This is a genomic window from Pantoea sp. PGP6 (assembly GCF_053474785.1).
The window spans coordinates 1323649-1341305 of record NZ_JBQBMA010000001.1 but is presented as its reverse complement, the minus strand read 5'-3'; the positions used below and the strand labels follow the sequence as shown (position 1 = coordinate 1341305).

Genomic DNA, 17657 nt, shown 5'->3' with positions numbered 1-17657 from the left:
TCAGCATAGCTAACTTTACGTCAGCCTGGGTGAGACAGGATCTGCCTGAGCGTCGTCGGATCCCGCGCTCAGGGCTGCTGTTGATTTATTTCTACTGCCATCTGCTGATGGCCGTCCCAGGGCATAACCGCACTCAGACCAAACCAGTCACCCGAACGCGCGTTGGCACTGCCGTCGCGGGAAATGCGCGCCCGTACCTGAAGCTGATGCTGCGCCGACAACAGGCGATCCGGCATCATCGCATTGCTGTCATCCAGCGTCAGCGATAACGGAAAGTGGCTGAGCGGCAGGCGTTTTACCGCCACCGGCACCGGCGAAACACCGTCAGTGACAGAAATATACAACACTCCGCCTTGCGGTAATATTTTTTCTGCCTGCGGCATCAGGCTGATACTGAGTGCCAGCTGGCTGCTCTGTTGCCCGGCCGCGGTTTTGGCCTGCTCAATGCTGCGGGCGATCATCACACGCCGCTCATCGTTAGCCGGTAACAACGTCAGCAGCGTTTGCCAGGCATCAATCGCCTGATCATATTGCTGTTGCTCAAAAGCATTAAACGCCAGCAGGCCCAGAGTACGCAGGTTGTGCCGATCGGCCTTAAGCAATTCGTGCAGCAGCAGCGCCGCCTGGCGGTTATCCTGCGGATCGCTGGAGCGGGTCAGCACTTCGGCGTAATCCTGCTTCAGGCCGGGATCGTTAGGTGCAAGCTGCAAAGCCCGTTCAAACGCCTGGCTGGCGATGCTGGCGTTATTCAGCACCATGCCGAGCCGTCCCAGCATGGTCCAGTCGTTAAGGTTGTCCGGTTGCGACTGCAGTGCACTGCGCAGCCCGAGCTGCAACCACGCCAGCTCCTCCATCGTCAGCGGCTTCGCCGCCGGGTCCATCAGCCGTGCCCGTAAGGCAGGATAGTCCTGCTGCACCTGCATCCAGCCGGTCAGCTGCGCCAGGCCGCCGACTTTCAGATAGGTCCCCAGCGACACCAGCAGCAGCACAATCAGGCCGGGCAGTAATATCCAGCGGCTACTGCTGTGCGCCTGTGCGGTCTGGGTGGGCGGAATATCGGCCAGCAGCGTCTGTTGCAGCTCCCGCTCCATGACCGGCCGCTCCGCCACCACGCCCTGCTCTTCATCTTCCGCCAGTTCGCTCAGACGCTGATGATAGAAGCGCTGATTGAGGCGATCGCGATCGCCAGCGCTGGCTTGCCGCTGCCGCCAGCCTGCGGCAAGGAACAATACACAGGCTGCCAGCAACAACAGTAAAAGGGTGATCCAAAATGCACTCATTACGGCTTCCTGTCTGACTTCAGTAGCGCATCAAGACGCTGTTGTTCATCTTCATCCAGCTCGCTGCGGGTTTTACGCTGGCGACTGCGCAGCACGATAACGCATCCGCCCAGCAGCACGAACAGCGCCGGTCCGACCCATAAAATCAGGGTAGACGGCGTAACCGGCGGCTGATAAGTGACGAAGTTGCCGTAACGCGCCACCATGTAATCGATAATTTGCTGACGGTCCTGGCCCTGCTTCATTAGCTGATAGACCTTGAGTCGCATATCCGCCGCAATCATCGCGTTCGAGTCGGCGATGCTGTTGTTCTGGCATTTCGGGCAGCGCAGCGAGGCGGTCAGATCGCGGTATTGTTCTTCCTGCGCCACTGAATCGAACTGCAGGGTATCGATAGACGCCCACAGGCTAAAGCTGAACAGCAGCCCACAGACCAGCAGTAACAGACGCCTCATGCTCCCGCCTCCTTACTGTATTTGATCCACAACGGCTTCACTTCCTGCTGCCAGACGCGCTCATTCAGATCGCCTGCATGGCGATAGCGGATGATGCCTTTGCCATCGATCAGGAAGGTTTCTGGTGCGCCGTAGACGCCGAGATCCAGCCCGAGCATCCCGTTGCCGTCATACAGGCTGAGCGCATACGGGTTACCCAGCGTATTCAGCCAGCTGACCGCTTTGTTGCGATCGTCTTTGTAGTTCAGCCCGACCACCCGAATGCCCTGCTCCGCCAGGCTATTAAGGTAGTGATGTTCGGCCCGACAGGTCGGGCACCAGGTGGCCCAGACGTTAAGCAGTATCGGTTTGCCGTCGGTCAGCACCTGCTGATCGTAAACTTTACCCGGCTGATCGAGCGCTTCCAGCCTGAACAGCGGCACCGGCTTGCCAATCAGCGCCGATTCCAGTCGGGTCGGATCGTCACCGTCGGCATTGCGCGCCAGCTGCCACAGCAGCGCCGCCGCCAGCAGCAGAAACAGCACCAGCGGGATAAACAGGATTTTCTTATTCATGCCAGCTCCTGAGGGACCGTTTTTTTGCGGGCGCGATAGCGAGGATCACACAGGCAGAACAGGCCACCCAGCGCCATCAACAGGCCGCCGAACCAGATCCAGCGCACAAAGGGTTTGTAATAGATCCGCACTGCCCAGCCACCATCATCCAGCTCTTCGCCTAACGCCGCGTAGAGATCGCGGCTGAAACCGCCGTCAATCGCCGCTTCGGTCATCATGGTGCGTGCGGCAGTATAAAAACGCTTTTCAGCCTGCAGCGTCGCTTCCGGTTTGCCGTTGCGCGTCACGTCGATCACACCTGAACCGCCGCTATAGTTAGGGCCCTGCAGGTTCTGCACGCCACGAAAAACAAAGTGGTAATGATGAATGTCCACGCTGTCGCCGGCCTTCATCCGCACATCGCGCTCTACGCTGTACTGGGTGCTGAAGGCAATGCCAATCACCGTTACGCCCACGCCAAGATGGCCCAGTACCATGCCCCAGTGACTGCGCGAGAGATGACGCAGCCCGGCAAAGAAGGTATGGCGATGGGTGGCGCGCTCATGCAGTTCCAGCAGCGTCAGCACAATGATCCACAGCGACATCATCAGCCCGACCACGGTCATGGCGGCAATACGATCCTGTAACCACCACGGGATCACTATCGAACCGGCCAGCGTCACGATCAGCGCCAGCGCCAGTCGTTTCGCCAGTTTCTGTGGCTCGTCACGACGCCAGCGCACCAGCGGTCCAATCCCCAGCAGCAGGGCAAACGGCGCCATCAGCCAGCTGAACATGGTGTTAAAGAACGGCTCACCCACCGAGATGCTGCCCAGTCCGAGCTGCTTATGCACCAGCGGCAACAGCGTGCCGAGCAGCACCACCAGCATGGCGGCAATCAGCAAGACATTGTTACCGAGCAGGAAAGATTCCCGTGACCAGGTTTCATTCTGCACCCGGCTACGCACTTTTCCGCCCTTGATAGCGTACAGCAGCAGCGAACTGCCAATCACAATCACCAGGAAGGCGAGGATAAACATGCCGCGCGCCGGATCGGAGGCAAATGAGTGCACCGAAACCAGCACCCCGGAACGTACCAAAAAAGTCCCGAGCAGGCTGAGCGAAAAGGCCGTAATCGCCAGCAGCACCGTCCAGGCTTTAAAGGTGCCACGCTTTTCAGTGACCGCCAGCGAGTGCATTAACGCGGTGCCCGCCAGCCAAGGCATGAACGAGGCATTTTCTACCGGATCCCAGAACCACCAGCCACCCCAGCCCAGTTCGTAATAGGCCCAGGCCGAACCGAGCACGATGCCGATGGTAAGAAACACCCAGGCCGCGGTGGTCCATGGGCGTGACCAGCGAGCCCAGGCGGTGTCGAGCCGTCCGGCCATCAATGAGGCAATAGCAAAGGCAAACGCCACCGAGAATCCGACATAGCCCATATAGAGCAGCGGCGGATGGAAGATCAGACCGATATCCTGCAGCATTGGGTTCAGATCGTGTCCATCAATCGGGAAATCGGGCAAGGTGCGGCTGAAGGGATTTGAGGTCAGCAGGATAAACAGCAGGAAACCGAGGTTAATCATTCCCATCACCGCCAGCACGCGTGCCAGCGCATCCTGCGGCATGCCGCGACTGAAGATCGCGACCGCCACGGTCCAGGTACTCAGCAGCAGCACCCACAACAGCAGTGAACCTTCATGGGCGCCCCAGGTGGCGGCGATGCGGTAATAGATCGGCAGCAGGCTGTTGGAGTTGGTGGCAACATAGCTGACGGTAAAATCATTGGCAATGAAGGCCCAGACCAGCAGCAAAAATGCGGCTGCAATCAGCACGAACAGGCCGGCAGCCAGCGGACGCGCCATCGCCATCAGGCGGGCATCCTGGCGCACCGCACCCCACAGCGGATAGGTGCTGAGCAGCAGTGCAATGCCCAGCGCCAGGCAGAGCAGAAAGGTTCCGATTTCCGGCATCATGATGACTGTTTTCCCGGCTGATACAGCGACTGCGGGCCGTTGTGATTTTTCTTCATCGCGTCTTCAATCTCCGGCGGCGTATATTTTTCATCGTGCTTCGCCAGCACTTCTTTGGCGATAATCCGGTTGCCAGTCTCCAGCACTCCTTGCGCGACCACGCCCTGCCCTTCTCTGAACAGGTCCGGCAAAATCCCTTCAAAACTGACGCTCACCACGCCGCTGGCATCATAAAGTTTGAACGACACCGCCAGCGTGTTGGGATCGCGTTTGACGCTGCCCGGCATCACCATGCCGCCGACACGCAGCCGTTGTCCCGGTTCCGGAACTTCATGCGCCTCGCCTTTGCCATACAGGATTTCACTTGGGGTATAAAACAGATCGATGTTCGAGCGCAGCGCATACATCACCAGCGCCGTGGCCAGGCTGAGGCCGATCAGAATCGCCAGCACGGCATACAGACGATTACGTCGACGGATATTCACAGGCTTTCTCCTGCCGCTTCAGCGGCGGCTTTTTTACTCTTCGCTGTCCGGATGCGACGTTCGCGCGCCTCGCGCTGGCGGATCTCTGCCAGTAAACGGCGTCGTGTCAGCAGGGTATGCAACACCAGACCGATCAGCGGAATTAAGGTGCAGGCGACGGCCAGCCAGACATAGAAGGCGTAACCGCCCATGGCGAAGAAGGCGTGCCATGACGAAAATGCCGGCGTCATGCTTTCTCTCCCTTGTTTGCCACGCCGATCGCCCACGGACGATGGCGTTCGGTTAATAAAATCAGATTACGTAACCGCATCAGGGTCAGGGTGAGAAACAGCAGCAGGTAACCGAGAATCGACCAGCGCAGCGGGGTACGCATCACCGGCGCGATGGCCTGCTGCAGTATGCCGGACGAGCCCTGATGCAGGGTATTCCACCACTGTACCGAGAAGTGAATGATCGGCAGATTCACCACGCCAACCAGAATCAGGATACCGGCGGCACGACCGGCAGTACGGCGGTCATCAAAGGCGTGATAGAGCGCAATCACCCCCATATAGATGAACAGCAGCACCAGCTCCGAGGTGAGGCGCGCATCCCAGATCCACCAGGTGCCCCACATCGGTTTGCCCCACGCCGAGCCGGTAACCAGCGCAATAAAGGTGAACACCGCGCCGACCGGTGCCATCGCGGCAGAGGCCAGATCGGCCATCTTCAGCTGCCACACCAGTCCGCAAAAAGCGGCAATCGCCATCGAGGCGTAGATGCCCATCGACCACATCGCGGCCGGAACGTGGATATAGATAATGCGGAAACTGTCGCCCTGCTGATAATCAGCCGGTGCGTAACCAAATCCCCAGATCCACCCTAACAGCAACGACGCCAGGCCCGTCACGGCGAACCAGGGTATCAGCCGACCAGACCACTGATAGAGCCGCTCGGGTTTCCCCAGTTGATGTAACGCTTTCCACATATCAGCCACTCACATTTCGGTAAATTATGGGTCGCCGCGCCGGTCAGACGCGGTCATTGCAGGGTAATCCGCAGCGCCGCCGCAGTAGCAAACGGTGACAGGGTGGCGCTGACCAGCAGCATCGCCCCGAGGATCGCCAGATAGCCGCCAATCGGTAAGCCCTGCCCGGCGGCCTCAATCGCCGCGCTGGCGAAAATCAGCACCGGAATCGACAGCGGCAGCACCAGCAGGCTCAGCAGTACGCCGCCTCGCCGTAAACCGACGGTTAACCCGACGCCGATCGCCCCGAAAAAACTCAGGGTCGGCGTGCCGATCAACAGCGTTAACGCCATTGCCCACCAGCCATTAAAATCGAGCGATAACAGCAGTGCCGCCAGCGGCGACAGCACAATCAGCGGCAAGCCGGTTACCAGCCAGTGCGCAATCACTTTCCCCAGCACCGTGACCGGCAGTGGCGTCGGCAGCAACAGCAGTTGCTCAAGTGAGCCATCGATAAAATCATCGCGAAACAGCCGCTCCAGCGCCAGCAGCGATGCCAGCAGCGCGGCGACCCAGGCGACACCGGGCGCAATGCGCGCCAGCTGTTGCGGATCGGGTCCGATACCCAGCGGAAACAGGGTGATGACGATCAGAAAAAACCACAGCGGATTAACCACATCGGCCCCGCCACGAAAGGCAATACGCAATTCACGCTGGATGAGGCGCAACAGCATCAGATTAACTCCGTCGCGCTCAGGCGAATTTTACGCACCCGCGCCGTCTGGCCGGGCAAGTCCTGATGGGTCGTCAGGATCACCGCCCCGCCGTTATCGGCATGCTGAGCAAATTTCATCATTAATTTTTCGATGCCCGTTTTGTCGATGGCAGTCAGCGGTTCATCCAGAATCCACAAGGTGGCGCGACTCAGCCACAAACGCGCCAGCGCCACCCGCCGCTGCTGGCCTGCCGACAGCTGCGCCACCGGCACTTCTTCGTAACCCAGCAGATCGACGCTTTCCAGCGCAGCAAAAATCTGCGCGTCGTCGCAGTCAGGATGGTAAAAGCGCAAATTTTCCAGTGGGGAGAGCACGGCTTTCACGCCGGGATGATGCCCCAGATAGAGCATCGATGCGTGCCAGCGTTCGCGCTGCTGCTGGATCGGCCGATCGTGCCAGCGAATCTCGCCCTGTTCTGCCCGGCTTAATCCCGCCAGCAAGCGCAACAGCGAGGTCTTACCGGCGCCGTTCGGTCCCTCAATCTGCACAATGTCACCTGCTTTGACGCTGAACGACAGCCGATGGAACAGCGTCCGTTCATCGCGAACACAAGAGAGCGTAATGATTTCCAACATGAAGGGGGAATCGCACCAGCTAAAAAGAGGCCAGGATAATACCATAATGTTGCTGTGGGCCGAAGTCTGCACCGCCGTTGAGACCGACCGTCAGGAGGCGATATGTGCGGTCCGCCACGCTGTTTGCTTAAAAATGCAGCCGCGAAAAAGCTTGTTACGCTTATTCATATCGACCGTTACATTATCGGCAAATAAAAAGCAGCTACGCTTATTACGCCACAGCACTATCACCAGGAGAAAATATGAAGCCTTCATCAGGTAACCAACAGGGTCACAATGACGTTGAAAGCGATGAAAAGGACGAGGGAACGGAAATAGAAGTCGATGAGGAGGCGTTACCTTCACGTGCGGCGGCGATACATGAAGAGATCCGTCAGGATGGGGAAAAAGAGCTGGAGCGCGACGGCATGGCCCTGCTCTGGTCAGCCATTGCGGCTGGATTATCGATGGGCGCCTCGCTGATGGCGAAAGGGATTTTCCAGGTTCATCTCGACGGAGTACCCGGCGCATTTTTACTGGAAAATCTCGGTTACACCTTTGGTTTTGTGATTGTCATTATGGCGCGCCAGCAGCTGTTTACCGAGAACACCGTGACGGCGGTATTACCGGTGATGCATAAACCGACCTGGGGTAATGTCGGTCTGCTGCTGCGTTTGTGGGGCTTTGTGCTGCTGGGCAACCTGATTGGCACCGCGCTGGGCGCGCTGGCGTTTAATGAGATGCCGATTTTTGATGATGCGACCCGTCAGGCGTTTACCAACATCAGCATGAAGGTGATGGAAAACACCCCTGGCGAGATGTTTGCCAATGCGGTGATCTCCGGCTGGATTATCGCCACTATGGTGTGGATGTTCCCTTCAGCCGGCGGTGCCAAACTGGTGGTGATTGTGATGATGACCTGGCTGGTAGCGCTGGGCGATCTGGCGCATATCGTGGTTGGTTCGGTGGAAGTGCTCTATCTGGTGTTTAATGGCAGCATTCCCTGGCACGAATTTTTCTGGCCATTCGCCCTGCCTACGCTGTTAGGTAACATTACCGGCGGCACCCTGATTTTTGCCCTGATCAGCCATGCGCAGATCCGCAATGACATGAGCGAAGCGGCGGTCGCCAAAGCCAAGGCCGATCAAAAAAAGCAGGAGAAGCGCCGTCAGCGTGAAGAGCAAAACGGTTAAGTTGCTGTCGGAATGAGCAAACGCACGGCGTCGTAGTGAATTTCTGCGCCTATCTGCGCTATACTGCGCGCCGTCGTCCTCTTAGTTAAATGGATATAACGAGCCCCTCCTAAGGGCTAGTTGCAGGTTCGATTCCTGCAGGGGACACCATATACACCCTTCACGCCGCCTCTTCTGTTCGTCAAAAACCGATTTCATCCGGCATTCCGCCCAACTACCGTTCGACATCGTTCGCTAAATCCCGCGATTAGTCCGGATAACGGCGGGAGAAATCACTTTTACTGCCCACCTGCGAGAAGTTCGCCGTGCAAGCCAAAACGCGTGGTTATCAGAGAAATGGATTGCGTCACTGATGGTTTTTACGGCCTTATTTTGATGCATTCCGTTTTAATTCAGCATAACCGGCAGTCAGTTGTTTCAGGTGCATCTCCAGTTGAGAGCTGGCAGCGGCAGGTAAAGGTTCACCGGCAGCATTTTCTGACAGTGCCCGCAGCTGCTCTTCAGCCGGCAGAGACTGGTTGAACGACTGCATGGCTGAAAATACCACTGATTTCAGCTCACTGACCGTCATGTATTTTCCCTTCTGTTGATCCAGTCCGTTCAGGCGGTCGCTCAGATTCTGTAGCGTCGTCATTCCCTGATGCCAGCCATTCAGGTTTTCTGCCGGTATGCTGGCAGCGTTTAACTGCCGCAGCCACTGCTGTGCCAGAGGTTTTGCCTGTTCCGGCCACAACGCCTCAGCCTGTTCAACCAACTGACGGCTGTAGTGAATACGCCAGTCCGGTGGCAACCGATCCAGGCGCTCAATCTGCTGCTGCGTGGCTGCGATAAAGGCTTGCGGTGAAAGCGCTTGCTGATGCAGCATCTGCCGTTGTTCTGGCCTAAGTGTTGCGGGTAACGGCATCAGGGATGACGCAAGCTGCGTCTGTAGCGGGTCAGGTTGGTGCAAGAGATGCCAGCCCCACACCGCCGCCGCACCTGCCACCAGCATGGTAAACATCCCGGCGGCAAAGGATTTGCACTTTTTTTCTGGCACCGGGATCGCCGCCAGCACGTCCACATTCGGCTGATGTCCCGGCTGGGCTACATACACCCATTTTACCCGGTTATCCGGTTCGGTTTTCTCCGCAAGCGGAATGATGGGCTGTGCATCAACGGATGTTCCTGAGCAATTGCTCTCCGTTGCCGGCAGTACAACATCGGGCTGAAGTGCGTCAGCGTCGCTGGACGCACCTTTGCTGGATGCACCTTTGCTGTTTTCCAGCCGGACAGTGCTGTTGTGCATCTGGGTACGCAGGGTATCAAGCTGGCTGAGATGCTTAAGCTCCTGCCGCTGCAGGATCTCGGACTGATAGGAGTTAGACATGGCTGTCCCTGTTCTATGGAGTAATAGAAGCGGTTAATGCCACTGAAAAATTAATAAGAAAGACTTACCTTTAAACAACCACTTCCCCATTCACGCTACCCGAAAACACGAGTCTGTAATCGGGCAGATTCCATTCATCAGCGAGCATGACACCTGTTTTTAAGCCTTTCTCTGAAAATTTAAAATTTCAGATAAGTGCTCATTGACGAAGTTTAGAAACATTGGTTGTGTGATTGGAAATGAAAATATGTAACTAAAGTTTACAAGATACAAGTTTAACAAAAATAGATCATCAAATTGATTTATAAGAATTTTCTCAAGCCATACTCTACAACCCCCATGAGATAAGGGTGTGCGCTAATTGATCAATGTAACTCGCCGTTTAAAATCGTATAAAGCCTCATCACTTTCCTGTGGAATGTGATCCTCTGCTTTTTATGTAAATATGAGAGCCGGGTCGTAGGCCGGTAAACGAAATGTTCACCATTGTGTTGAAAGTGGATTTTTTGTTTTTACTTAAACAGTGCTTAATATTATTTTTGTGCATAAAGAGAGGGAAATGTAACTGCTCGTCGTCTCTTATTGAGCAGAAGGCTGGCATCCGGCGCACGCCAAAGTGATGCTAAACTTTGGCGGCAGAGATGACCCGAATAAGCGACTGTCAGATTGAAAAAGCGGCTGACCGCAGTCATGCTGGATCAGGAGAGGATGCTCAGAGCGGTGAAGCGGTGTGCTGACAACAAATCCGCAGCGTAGAATGAGTAAAATCAGATGAGTTTTGACCCCGATTTATCAAAACGAGGACCAAAGGTGTGAAAAAGAAAATTACCCTGCCCCAGTTTGGTCAGCAGGCTGATGCAGAGGTGTTCGGCAATAAAATTACCGTACGCTATGAGGGCAATGAATCCTTTCCCAGAGGCCTCAAAATAAATGAACAGTATTATGTGGTGATTGATGGCGAGGAAAAAACCATGACGCTGGTGCGCAAGCCGATGGGCTCATGGCAGTTCACTCTTCAGTAACGACCTGTCGCTGAAAACCACCTCGCTTCGGCGAGGTTTTTGTTGTCTGGCCGCCACCAGACGTTGCACCACAACGGCCAGTCGCTAAGCGCGTTGTAACGTTATCGCAGTCTGCGGTTATTGCCGCAAAACGCGGCGCCTATCAATCCGGCTGATGAGGCTTTGCCTTGCGGTAAGCCGAGGGCGTAACGCCGTGTACCTGACGAAAACGGTGGCTGAAGTGGCTGGAAGAGTGAAAACCGCACTGCAACGCGATGTCAGTAAGGGTTAATGCTGGCTGCGTCAACAGCATCCGGGCACGCAGCATACGGCGTCGCATCACAAACTGATGAGGGGCCTCACCCGCTGAGTGACGAAACATACGGGCAAAGTGATACTCACTCAGTGCCGCTTCGCTCGCCAGATCGGCCAGCGTTAACGGCTGATCGAGATGCGCATCGATAAATTCAAGCACCCGACGCAATACGGCAGGCGCCAGCCCGCCCCGCACCTGAGGCAGTTGCCACTGTACTTCGCTATATTCCTGCAGCAGATGAGTCAGTAATAACGTTGTCGCACTGCTCAGCGTGAGCTGGCTGGCAGGCTGTTGCCAGTCGCAGCTCAGCAAAAAATGCCGATAGAGCTGGGTAATGCGCGGGTCGGCAGAGAAGATTTTCTCGTGCAGATTTAGCTTCGCCGGACTGCGATCCCATACCTGCTCAGCCAGCTGGCGCAGCTGGGGCTCGCTGCAGTAAAGGTGAACAAAGGCGAGATCGGCACGCAGATCCCAGGTCGATTCTATCCCCGCCGGCATCAGGCAGAAACGATCCGGTCCGCCGCCATTACGCCAGCCCTGCGCGGTTTTATGCCAGGTATCGTAGCCCCCTTCCACATACAGACTCAGCGTATGGTGATCGCTGAGCGTCGTGACGCGATCGCCGCTGTTAAACCAGGCCGCCAGTTGCAGACCATTTCGCAGCTCCACCCGATCGCGCAGCTGCGCTTTATGGCGTTGCAGGGTTTCAAACGTCTGGTAAGTACGCATCCGGGTATCAGCTTCAGGGGAACAGAGTGCCAGTTTACGGATCTGACGGGACAGAGAACAGACCACATCGGGACGCATCATAAAAATGCGCAAGATTTTGCAAATCTGCCACAGCCTGATGCAAGCGCCGCCTACGCTAAAGCCGCACACTGCGGGCTTTAGGGTAAGGAACGCGACGATGAATCTGTTTTTATATCTCTCGGTGGTGCTGATCTGGGGCACCACCTGGATTGCCATTTATGCGCAACAGTCGGTTGGCACCAGTGCAGTGACCGTTGCCGTGTTCTGGCGCTTTTTACTGGCTTCAGTGGTGATGTTACTGCTGCTTAAAGCGGTGAAGCGCCTGCATCGCCTGAGCCTGCACGATCATCTGTTCTGCCTGCTGCAGGGCGCCTGCGTGTTTGGCTTCAACTTTGTCTGCTTCTATTACGCGTCCGGGTATATCAGTAGCGGGCTTGAGTCGGTCATTTTTTCCATGGCCGTGATGTATAACGCCATCAATAGCTGGATTTTCTTCGGCCAGCGCCCTTCGCCGCGTCTGATTCCGGCGGTGTTGCTGGGTATGGCAGGCATCGTGGCGCTGTTCTGGCATGACCTGCGTGAAACCCAGGCATCTGGTGAATTGTTGTGGGGAATGGGATTGAGCGCGCTCGGCACGCTGGGCTTTTCGTTCGGCAATATGATCAGTCAGCGCCATCAACGGCGGCAATGCGATGTGCTGACCACCAACAGTTATGGCATGTTGTATGGTGCGCTGCTGATGGCGCTGGTGTCACTGCTGCAGGGCGTTTCACTCTACCCTACCTGGAACGGGCAATGGCTGGCGGCATTGAGCTATCTGGCGATAGTTGGGTCGGTGATCGGTTTTGGCGCCTACTTCACGTTGGTGGGTCGCATCGGTGCCAGCCGGGCCGCCTATACCACGGTGCTGTTTCCGCTGGTTGCGCTGGCTTTCTCTACCCGTTACGAGGGATATCAGTGGCATGCCAGCGCCATCCCTGGCCTTGTCATGATTTTGCTGGGCAACCTGGTGATGTTTGCCCGCTGGCCGGCAAGCCGTCGCCGGGCTATCGTCTGACGAGGAGGCGGGCTGTGGCCCACGTCCGGATGAGCGTCATGCCCATTGCTGCTGTTGAATGAGTTTTTGTGGTTGGTTGATTGCCTTACGTGCAATCCAGTAGAGCAGAACACGCTCATCGTCACTATCGCGATCGGCCATCGACAGCAGTTTGAGCGCCAGCGTCGATTTGGTCACAGGCTGTTGTTCAGCACTCAGTTCAATCACTGCCTGACCGATAATGCAGCAAACTTCATCCTCACTGGTGATGGATTCATATGTCCGGTCTTTCATATTTCCTCCTGATAAGTGAACCCTTAGCCTGGCAAAAAATCTGGAAAGCTGCAGGCATAATCGCCTGAGTGAAACATTATCTTACGGCTACTTACCCTTACTTATTAAACTGCCGCTTTGGTTATCTTGCAGCGGAGGCCGTTCATACCCTCTCAGCGGCATTTCATGCCGCGCCTGCTTCCGTTCATGCCGTTGTTCGCCACGCGCGCGTAAGGCTGCCCTATTCTGTCCGCAGTTTCCAGATTCCCGGACGGGAGAGAAAATCATGAACCAGACTCAACAGGCTTCGCACCAGCGCACCCGCTGGCTCACACTGATCGGAACGGTGATTACCCAGTTCGCACTGGGATCGGTTTATACATGGAGTTTATTCAACGGCCAGCTGTCGCAAAAGCTGGATGCCTCGATCAGTCAGGTGGCGTTTTCGTTTGGCCTGCTGAGTTTAGGCCTGGCTATCGCCTCGTCGCTGGCGGGAAAATTGCAGGAGCGTTTTGGTGTACGCCGCGTCACTATCGGTGCCGGTATCTTGATGGCATCAGGATTCTGGCTGACCGCCCATGCAGACAACCTGATGATGCTCTACCTCAGCGCTGGCCTGCTGGTCGGTCTGGCTGATGGCGCCAGTTATCTGATGACGCTGTCGAACTGTGTGAAGTGGTTCCCGGAGCGCAAAGGTATGATTTCGGCCTGCGCAATTGGTGCATACGGTCTTGGCAGTCTGGGCTTCAAATTTATCTGCGGCGCGCTGCTGACCCGTGTCGGTCTGGAACAGACCTTTATTATCTGGGGCGTGCTGGCGATGACGATGATCATACTCGGTGCCCTGCTGATGCGTGATGCCCAGCCACAAAGTGCCGCCAGCGCCAGCCAGCAGCAGGCACGCGATTACACGCTGGCCCAGTCGGTACGTTTGCCACAGTACTGGATGCTGGCGCTGATGTTCCTGACTGCCTGCATGAGCGGTTTGTATGTGATTGGCGTGGCGAAGGATATCGGTGAAGGGCTGGTACATCTGAGCACGCAGACTGCTGCCAATGCCGTTACGGTGATTGCCATTGCTAACCTGAGCGGGCGTCTGGTGCTGGGTATCTTATCTGACAGGATGTTGCGTATCCGGGTGATTTCGCTGGCGCAGGTGGTTTCGCTGGCGGGAATGAGCGTACTGCTGTTTACCCACATGAATGAAACGACCTTCTTCCTATCGTTAGCCTGCATCGCCTTCAGCTTCGGCGGCACCATTACCGTATTTCCCTCGCTGGTCAGTGACTTTTTTGGCCTTAACAACCTGACCAAAAACTATGGCCTGCTCTATCTCGGCTTTGGTATTGGCAGCGTAATGGGCTCACTGGTGGCGTCGCTGTTTGGCGGCTTTACCGTCACCTTTAGCCTGATTATGACCCTGCTGGTGATCTCACTGTTACTGTCATTGACCATTCGCTTACCGCATCAGCCTGTGACGGGTAAAGCGGTGTTGCAGCGCCACTAATGTTTACGGGCCGCGTCCACGCGGCCCTTTCGGATCAGCCGCGGAAACGCGGCTCTGCGATGCCCGCCACGTCGACCTCAACCGCAAAAATATCGCCTGACTCAGGATAGCGTGCCAGTTCTTCTTCGGTGCGATCTTCACGCGAACTGGTGATAAACAGGGTTTTCAGATCCGCCCCGCCAAACGCCACCATGGTAGGCCATTTCACCGGCAGCAGGATTTCTTCCACAATTTCGCTGCTTTGCGGATCAATACGCACCACCCGCCCGCCGTCGAACTGGGCTGACCAGTAATAGCCCTCACTGTCGACCGCGGCGCCATCCGGTAAGCCGCCGGCGGCATCGAAGCGGCGGAAAACGCTGCGCTCGCCCGGTTCACCCTGGCTATCTAACGGATAGCGATAGAGCACCTCGTTGGGCGTGTCGCTGTGATACATCCAGCGACCATCGGGAGAGAACGCCACGCCGTTAGAGATTTTGATGTCCCGCGCTTTGACTTCCAGCGTCAGTTCCGGCGTAACCCGGCATAACAGTCCGCCGTTTTTATCCTGCGGTTCCCACAGGCTGCCACACCAGAAATTGCCCCAGGGATCGACACGGCCATCATTAAAGCGACTGCGCGCGGCTTCACCTGGATTATCCGCCACCTTCTGTTGCGGTTTACCCTGCGCATCCAACAGCCAGACGCCGCTGCGCAAGGCGGCAATCAGGCCGCCCTGTTCACGTAAGCCGATACAGCCCACCTCTTCAGGCTGGGGAAACGTCTGCAGTTCGCCACTGACCGGGTCAAAACGGTGAATCGCCGGTGCCAGAATATCGACGCACCACAGCACCTGCTCCTCTGTTGACCAGAGCGGGCATTCACCCAGTTCCGCCTGCAACGCCAGTACATTTTTCACTTCATGCGCCATGTTTCTCTCCTGTTGAAAACGTCTGCTAATAATGTAGCTATAATTTATTTTAAATGAGAATTATTTTCGCTTGCTTTTAAGATTATTCTCGCTGAGAATAATCGCTATTCAGCCCTTTCTTATTTCCTTCTCTTTTTGCGGCGTCATTTTTCGCAAACAGAAATATTCAGTAATATCTGCATAAATAACTCTACATTTCCTGCATCTTCACTCCACTTTTCCAGCGTAATGTCGTAGTCATTGGAAAAGAGGAGACGTTTCCTATGAAAAGATTAATTAAAGTCGCGTCGGTAGTCGGGCTGATAACATTATTAAGCGGCTGTATTATCGAACCTCGTCACGACAATGGCTGGCATCACGGGGGCGGCGGGTATCATGGAGGCTATCACGGTGGGTATCATGGCGGACATCATCACCGCTAACGGGCAAAGACGTCACACAGCATAATATAAAAATAGAAAAATTAAGGGCGGGATAATTATCCCGCCCATTTTATTTAGCTTTTGACCGCATAATTACACTGGAACCAGGCTTTCTTTAGCCCAGGAATATGACTGTCCTGGGCAGGTAGCGATTCCACTTTATCGAATCCTTTCTTATTACAGTAATTTGCCAGGTCAATTTCCATCGCATCCCGATTGACTTTTAACGGGTCAAACCGGTACTGGACAGTATTTGAGCTGGCATCTTCGTCAATACGTTCAAATGCCCCGGGTTTACTGGCGGTACAACCGCTCAGCAAAATAAGCGCCAGCGCGCCAATAATCTGTTTTTTCATTTATTTATCCTCACAGTGCTGCGCAGTGTAAATCGCAGCACCTCGCGCATCCATAAGACTAATGCGCGAAAACCAAAACTTGACAAGCTTTTACCGATTAATGCGATTCGATTAAACGGCTATCGCTATCATAGTGAGCATGACATGATGCATTCAGACAAAACGAAGTCTGCACCACACCAGGTAATAGCCAAAATAAGAACGTAATCCTGACCTTTGTGCCCGCGCTACGCGGGCTTTTTTACGTCGGTAACTAACCGGAAACCGCAAACATTCTACGTAACAGGTTGGCCGCGCGCTTGTCAGGTAATGCGAGAATCGCGCTGTAGAGATCGATCGACATGGCGCACATTGATGAGCGATCAACGGCGGTATCGGCTGGCATATTCAGCTGCTGCAGCTTATCGCCCCAGCGCTGATAAAGCTGCGCAACCACCTGTTTCAGATCGCGCTGCGCCAGCACGCTGTCCATTGGCTGCTGCTGAGGTGCGCTGTTAAGCAGTAATTGCTCCATCGCCTCGGCCTCTTTGTGATTAAGCGACGGCGGCAGGATTTTCACTAAATTGACGCCGCCATTGACCTGCGGATAGAGAAAACGGAAGCACAGGCCAGGATCGCGGGCATTGAGCGCCTGCATCTCCTCTACTGATACGCCAATGTAATTCACCACCGCCGCATCGGTTCCCCGCATCAGCCGCTGATTAATCACATCAAGCAGCCAGCCGCGCAGTTCGCCCGTCGCCTGTTCAACCGGTTCACCCGCGCGGACCCGGCGCGTCAGTTCCTGCGTCAGCAGCTGCCACAATGCCGGTTCCTGGGTTTGCAGTACCCGATATCCGGGCGTCTGTGCCAGGTAACTGGCCGCCTGATCATGCTGCCGTGCCTGCTGCTGCTGCGGCACGGCCCAGCTGAACCATAGCAGATTAGCCGCCACCAGCGGCAGCAGAAAAAGGATTAGCCCCTGCCACAGTCGCAATCGGGTGGTTTTAATCAGCACAATAATAATCAACGCCAGCAGCACAAAGGCGGCCAGCGTAATAACCAGCAGAGAGGTCATGCTACGGTATTAATCCTTACGCACATCAATCAGCACCGGACAGTGAGCACGCTCAATCACCGCCGCGCTGACCGAGCCTTTTAACAGTCGGTTAAAAGAAGAGAGATGGCGGCGTCCCATGATAATCATGCTGGCCTTGAGCTGGAGTGATTGCGCAATAATCGTGTCGGCTGCTTCACCGGCCAGAATCATACCGCGCGCATTAATGCCGGCCCGCAGCAGCGGTGCCAGAGCATGGCGCACCACCAGTTCCGCCGTGTTCTGCTCATCCTGCGCCGCGACAAAATCGGCCGGATCTTCACCGGCATCAATTTCCATCGGTTGATTGCAGGAAGAGTACGCCGGATCGACGCAGCACAGCACCACCACTTCTGCGTGGTGTGCCAGCGCCTCTTCAATGGTCAGCGCAACCACTTTTTCGGTTACCGGCGAATGATCAATGGCCATCAACAGGGTTTTCATCGAGTG

The 17657-nt window shown here is 55.7% G+C and carries 19 protein-coding genes, 1 tRNA gene and 1 pseudogene; 5 read left to right on the top strand and 16 right to left on the bottom strand.

Annotated features, from left to right (window positions below; translation table 11 throughout):
* Positions 1-68: 68 nt before the first annotated feature.
* The 9 genes from ccmI to ccmA are packed head-to-tail and all read right to left on the bottom strand — an operon-like array spanning position 69 to position 7023.
* Positions 69-1280, bottom strand: a complete 1212-nt coding sequence (ccmI, locus tag ACLIBF_RS06485) for a c-type cytochrome biogenesis protein CcmI (RefSeq protein WP_069729008.1) — start codon at positions 1278-1280, stop codon at positions 69-71.
* The gene (locus tag ACLIBF_RS06480; RefSeq protein WP_031375910.1) at positions 1280-1735 is read right to left on the bottom strand and encodes a cytochrome c-type biogenesis protein; all 456 of its coding nucleotides are present in this window, start codon (positions 1733-1735) and stop codon (positions 1280-1282) included. The genes ccmI and ACLIBF_RS06480 overlap by 1 nt, the downstream gene beginning before the upstream one ends.
* Positions 1732-2289 (bottom strand): DsbE family thiol:disulfide interchange protein, encoded by a 558-nt coding sequence (locus ACLIBF_RS06475; protein WP_031375909.1) that lies wholly within the window; start codon positions 2287-2289, stop codon positions 1732-1734. The genes ACLIBF_RS06480 and ACLIBF_RS06475 overlap by 4 nt, the downstream gene beginning before the upstream one ends.
* On the bottom strand, positions 2286-4244 hold the full coding sequence (locus tag ACLIBF_RS06470) for a heme lyase CcmF/NrfE family subunit (RefSeq protein ID WP_031375908.1): 1959 nt from the start codon (positions 4242-4244) through the stop codon (positions 2286-2288). Before ACLIBF_RS06470 ends, ACLIBF_RS06475 begins: the two co-directional genes overlap by 4 nt.
* Positions 4241-4726: a cytochrome c maturation protein CcmE gene (gene ccmE / locus ACLIBF_RS06465; RefSeq protein WP_031375907.1), complete on the bottom strand. Its 486-nt coding sequence runs from the start codon at positions 4724-4726 to the stop codon at positions 4241-4243. The genes ACLIBF_RS06470 and ccmE overlap by 4 nt, the downstream gene beginning before the upstream one ends.
* Positions 4723-4956, bottom strand: coding sequence for a heme exporter protein CcmD (ccmD, locus tag ACLIBF_RS06460; protein ID WP_031375906.1), 234 nt, complete (start codon positions 4954-4956; stop codon positions 4723-4725). Before ccmD ends, ccmE begins: the two co-directional genes overlap by 4 nt.
* Positions 4953-5693, bottom strand: a complete 741-nt coding sequence (locus ACLIBF_RS06455; RefSeq protein WP_046288510.1) for a heme ABC transporter permease — start codon at positions 5691-5693, stop codon at positions 4953-4955. The genes ccmD and ACLIBF_RS06455 overlap by 4 nt, the downstream gene beginning before the upstream one ends.
* A 53-nt stretch (positions 5694-5746) precedes the next feature.
* Positions 5747-6406, bottom strand: coding sequence for a heme exporter protein CcmB (ccmB, locus tag ACLIBF_RS06450; protein WP_448309487.1), 660 nt, complete (start codon positions 6404-6406; stop codon positions 5747-5749).
* Positions 6406-7023, bottom strand: coding sequence for a cytochrome c biogenesis heme-transporting ATPase CcmA (gene ccmA, locus ACLIBF_RS06445; RefSeq protein ID WP_069729009.1), 618 nt, complete (start codon positions 7021-7023; stop codon positions 6406-6408). Before ccmA ends, ccmB begins: the two co-directional genes overlap by 1 nt.
* A 242-nt stretch (positions 7024-7265) precedes the next feature.
* Between ccmA and ACLIBF_RS06440 the strand changes: the two genes are divergently transcribed.
* Positions 7266-8195, top strand: coding sequence for a formate/nitrite transporter family protein (locus ACLIBF_RS06440; protein ID WP_031375903.1), 930 nt, complete (start codon positions 7266-7268; stop codon positions 8193-8195).
* 75 nt (positions 8196-8270) lie between these two features.
* Positions 8271-8345 (top strand) — tRNA-Arg (locus ACLIBF_RS06435).
* A 217-nt stretch (positions 8346-8562) separates the two neighbouring features.
* Here ACLIBF_RS06435 and ACLIBF_RS06430 read toward each other — a convergent pair.
* Positions 8563-9540: pseudogene (locus tag ACLIBF_RS06430) on the bottom strand (VasL domain-containing protein); the annotation flags it as partial.
* 833 nt (positions 9541-10373) lie between these two features.
* Between ACLIBF_RS06430 and ACLIBF_RS06425 the strand changes: the two are divergent.
* Positions 10374-10583: a hypothetical protein gene (locus ACLIBF_RS06425; protein ID WP_031375891.1), complete on the top strand. Its 210-nt coding sequence runs from the start codon at positions 10374-10376 to the stop codon at positions 10581-10583.
* A gap of 142 nt (positions 10584-10725) precedes the next feature.
* Here ACLIBF_RS06425 and ACLIBF_RS06420 read toward each other — a convergent pair whose 3' ends face one another.
* Complete coding sequence (locus ACLIBF_RS06420) at positions 10726-11607, bottom strand: helix-turn-helix domain-containing protein (RefSeq protein WP_031375890.1); 882 nt, start codon at positions 11605-11607, stop codon at positions 10726-10728.
* A gap of 178 nt (positions 11608-11785) precedes the next feature.
* Between ACLIBF_RS06420 and ACLIBF_RS06415 the strand changes: the two genes are divergently transcribed.
* Positions 11786-12685, top strand: a complete 900-nt coding sequence (locus ACLIBF_RS06415) for a DMT family transporter (RefSeq protein ID WP_069728747.1) — start codon at positions 11786-11788, stop codon at positions 12683-12685.
* A gap of 36 nt (positions 12686-12721) precedes the next feature.
* Here ACLIBF_RS06415 and ACLIBF_RS06410 read toward each other — a convergent pair whose 3' ends face one another.
* Entirely contained in the window at positions 12722-12958 is a 237-nt protein-coding gene (locus ACLIBF_RS06410) for a hypothetical protein (RefSeq protein ID WP_031375888.1), read from the bottom strand.
* Positions 12959-13223: 265 nt separating this feature from the next.
* On the opposite strand from ACLIBF_RS06410, the gene ACLIBF_RS06405 reads away from it, so the two are divergent.
* A complete protein-coding gene (locus tag ACLIBF_RS06405) occupies positions 13224-14444 on the top strand; it encodes an L-lactate MFS transporter (RefSeq protein WP_448309486.1) in 1221 nt (406 codons plus the stop codon).
* A gap of 34 nt (positions 14445-14478) precedes the next feature.
* Here the strand turns inward: ACLIBF_RS06405 and ACLIBF_RS06400 are convergent, their stop codons facing one another.
* The 4 genes from ACLIBF_RS06400 to ACLIBF_RS06385 form a co-directional block, all read right to left on the bottom strand.
* The gene (locus tag ACLIBF_RS06400) at positions 14479-15354 is read right to left on the bottom strand and encodes an SMP-30/gluconolactonase/LRE family protein (protein ID WP_031375886.1); all 876 of its coding nucleotides are present in this window, start codon (positions 15352-15354) and stop codon (positions 14479-14481) included.
* Positions 15355-15850: 496 nt separating this feature from the next.
* On the bottom strand, positions 15851-16132 hold the full coding sequence (locus tag ACLIBF_RS06395) for a hypothetical protein (RefSeq protein ID WP_031375885.1): 282 nt from the start codon (positions 16130-16132) through the stop codon (positions 15851-15853).
* Between the two features lie 253 nt (positions 16133-16385).
* Positions 16386-17189 (bottom strand): hypothetical protein, encoded by an 804-nt coding sequence (locus ACLIBF_RS06390; protein ID WP_031375884.1) that lies wholly within the window; start codon positions 17187-17189, stop codon positions 16386-16388.
* 9 nt (positions 17190-17198) lie between these two features.
* Positions 17199-17651 (bottom strand): universal stress protein, encoded by a 453-nt coding sequence (locus tag ACLIBF_RS06385; protein ID WP_031375883.1) that lies wholly within the window; start codon positions 17649-17651, stop codon positions 17199-17201.
* Positions 17652-17657: the final 6 nt, after the last annotated feature.

Bases quoted from the DNA above. Each gene is read 5' to 3' on its own strand.
- ccmA (WP_069729009.1), bottom strand. From the start codon at position 7,023: ATGTTGGAAATCATTACGCTCTCTTGTGTTCGCGATGAACGGACGCTG.
- ACLIBF_RS06475 (WP_031375909.1), bottom strand. From the start codon at position 2,289: ATGAATAAGAAAATCCTGTTTATCCCGCTGGTGCTGTTTCTGCTGCTG.
- ACLIBF_RS06400 (WP_031375886.1), bottom strand. From the start codon at position 15,354: ATGGCGCATGAAGTGAAAAATGTACTGGCGTTGCAGGCGGAACTGGGT.
- ACLIBF_RS06420 (WP_031375890.1), bottom strand. From the start codon at position 11,607: ATGCGTACTTACCAGACGTTTGAAACCCTGCAACGCCATAAAGCGCAG.
- ACLIBF_RS06480 (WP_031375910.1), bottom strand. From the start codon at position 1,735: ATGAGGCGTCTGTTACTGCTGGTCTGTGGGCTGCTGTTCAGCTTTAGC.
- ccmI (WP_069729008.1), bottom strand. From the start codon at position 1,280: ATGAGTGCATTTTGGATCACCCTTTTACTGTTGTTGCTGGCAGCCTGT.
- ACLIBF_RS06385 (WP_031375883.1), bottom strand. From the start codon at position 17,651: ATGAAAACCCTGTTGATGGCCATTGATCATTCGCCGGTAACCGAAAAA.
- ACLIBF_RS06440 (WP_031375903.1), top strand. From the start codon at position 7,266: ATGAAGCCTTCATCAGGTAACCAACAGGGTCACAATGACGTTGAAAGC.
- ACLIBF_RS06455 (WP_046288510.1), bottom strand. From the start codon at position 5,693: ATGTGGAAAGCGTTACATCAACTGGGGAAACCCGAGCGGCTCTATCAG.
- ACLIBF_RS06405 (WP_448309486.1), top strand. From the start codon at position 13,224: ATGAACCAGACTCAACAGGCTTCGCACCAGCGCACCCGCTGGCTCACA.
- ACLIBF_RS06470 (WP_031375908.1), bottom strand. From the start codon at position 4,244: ATGATGCCGGAAATCGGAACCTTTCTGCTCTGCCTGGCGCTGGGCATT.
- ACLIBF_RS06410 (WP_031375888.1), bottom strand. From the start codon at position 12,958: ATGAAAGACCGGACATATGAATCCATCACCAGTGAGGATGAAGTTTGC.
- ccmD (WP_031375906.1), bottom strand. From the start codon at position 4,956: ATGACGCCGGCATTTTCGTCATGGCACGCCTTCTTCGCCATGGGCGGT.
- ccmB (WP_448309487.1), bottom strand. From the start codon at position 6,406: ATGCTGTTGCGCCTCATCCAGCGTGAATTGCGTATTGCCTTTCGTGGC.
- ACLIBF_RS06395 (WP_031375885.1), bottom strand. From the start codon at position 16,132: ATGAAAAAACAGATTATTGGCGCGCTGGCGCTTATTTTGCTGAGCGGT.
- ACLIBF_RS06390 (WP_031375884.1), bottom strand. From the start codon at position 17,189: ATGACCTCTCTGCTGGTTATTACGCTGGCCGCCTTTGTGCTGCTGGCG.
- ACLIBF_RS06415 (WP_069728747.1), top strand. From the start codon at position 11,786: ATGAATCTGTTTTTATATCTCTCGGTGGTGCTGATCTGGGGCACCACC.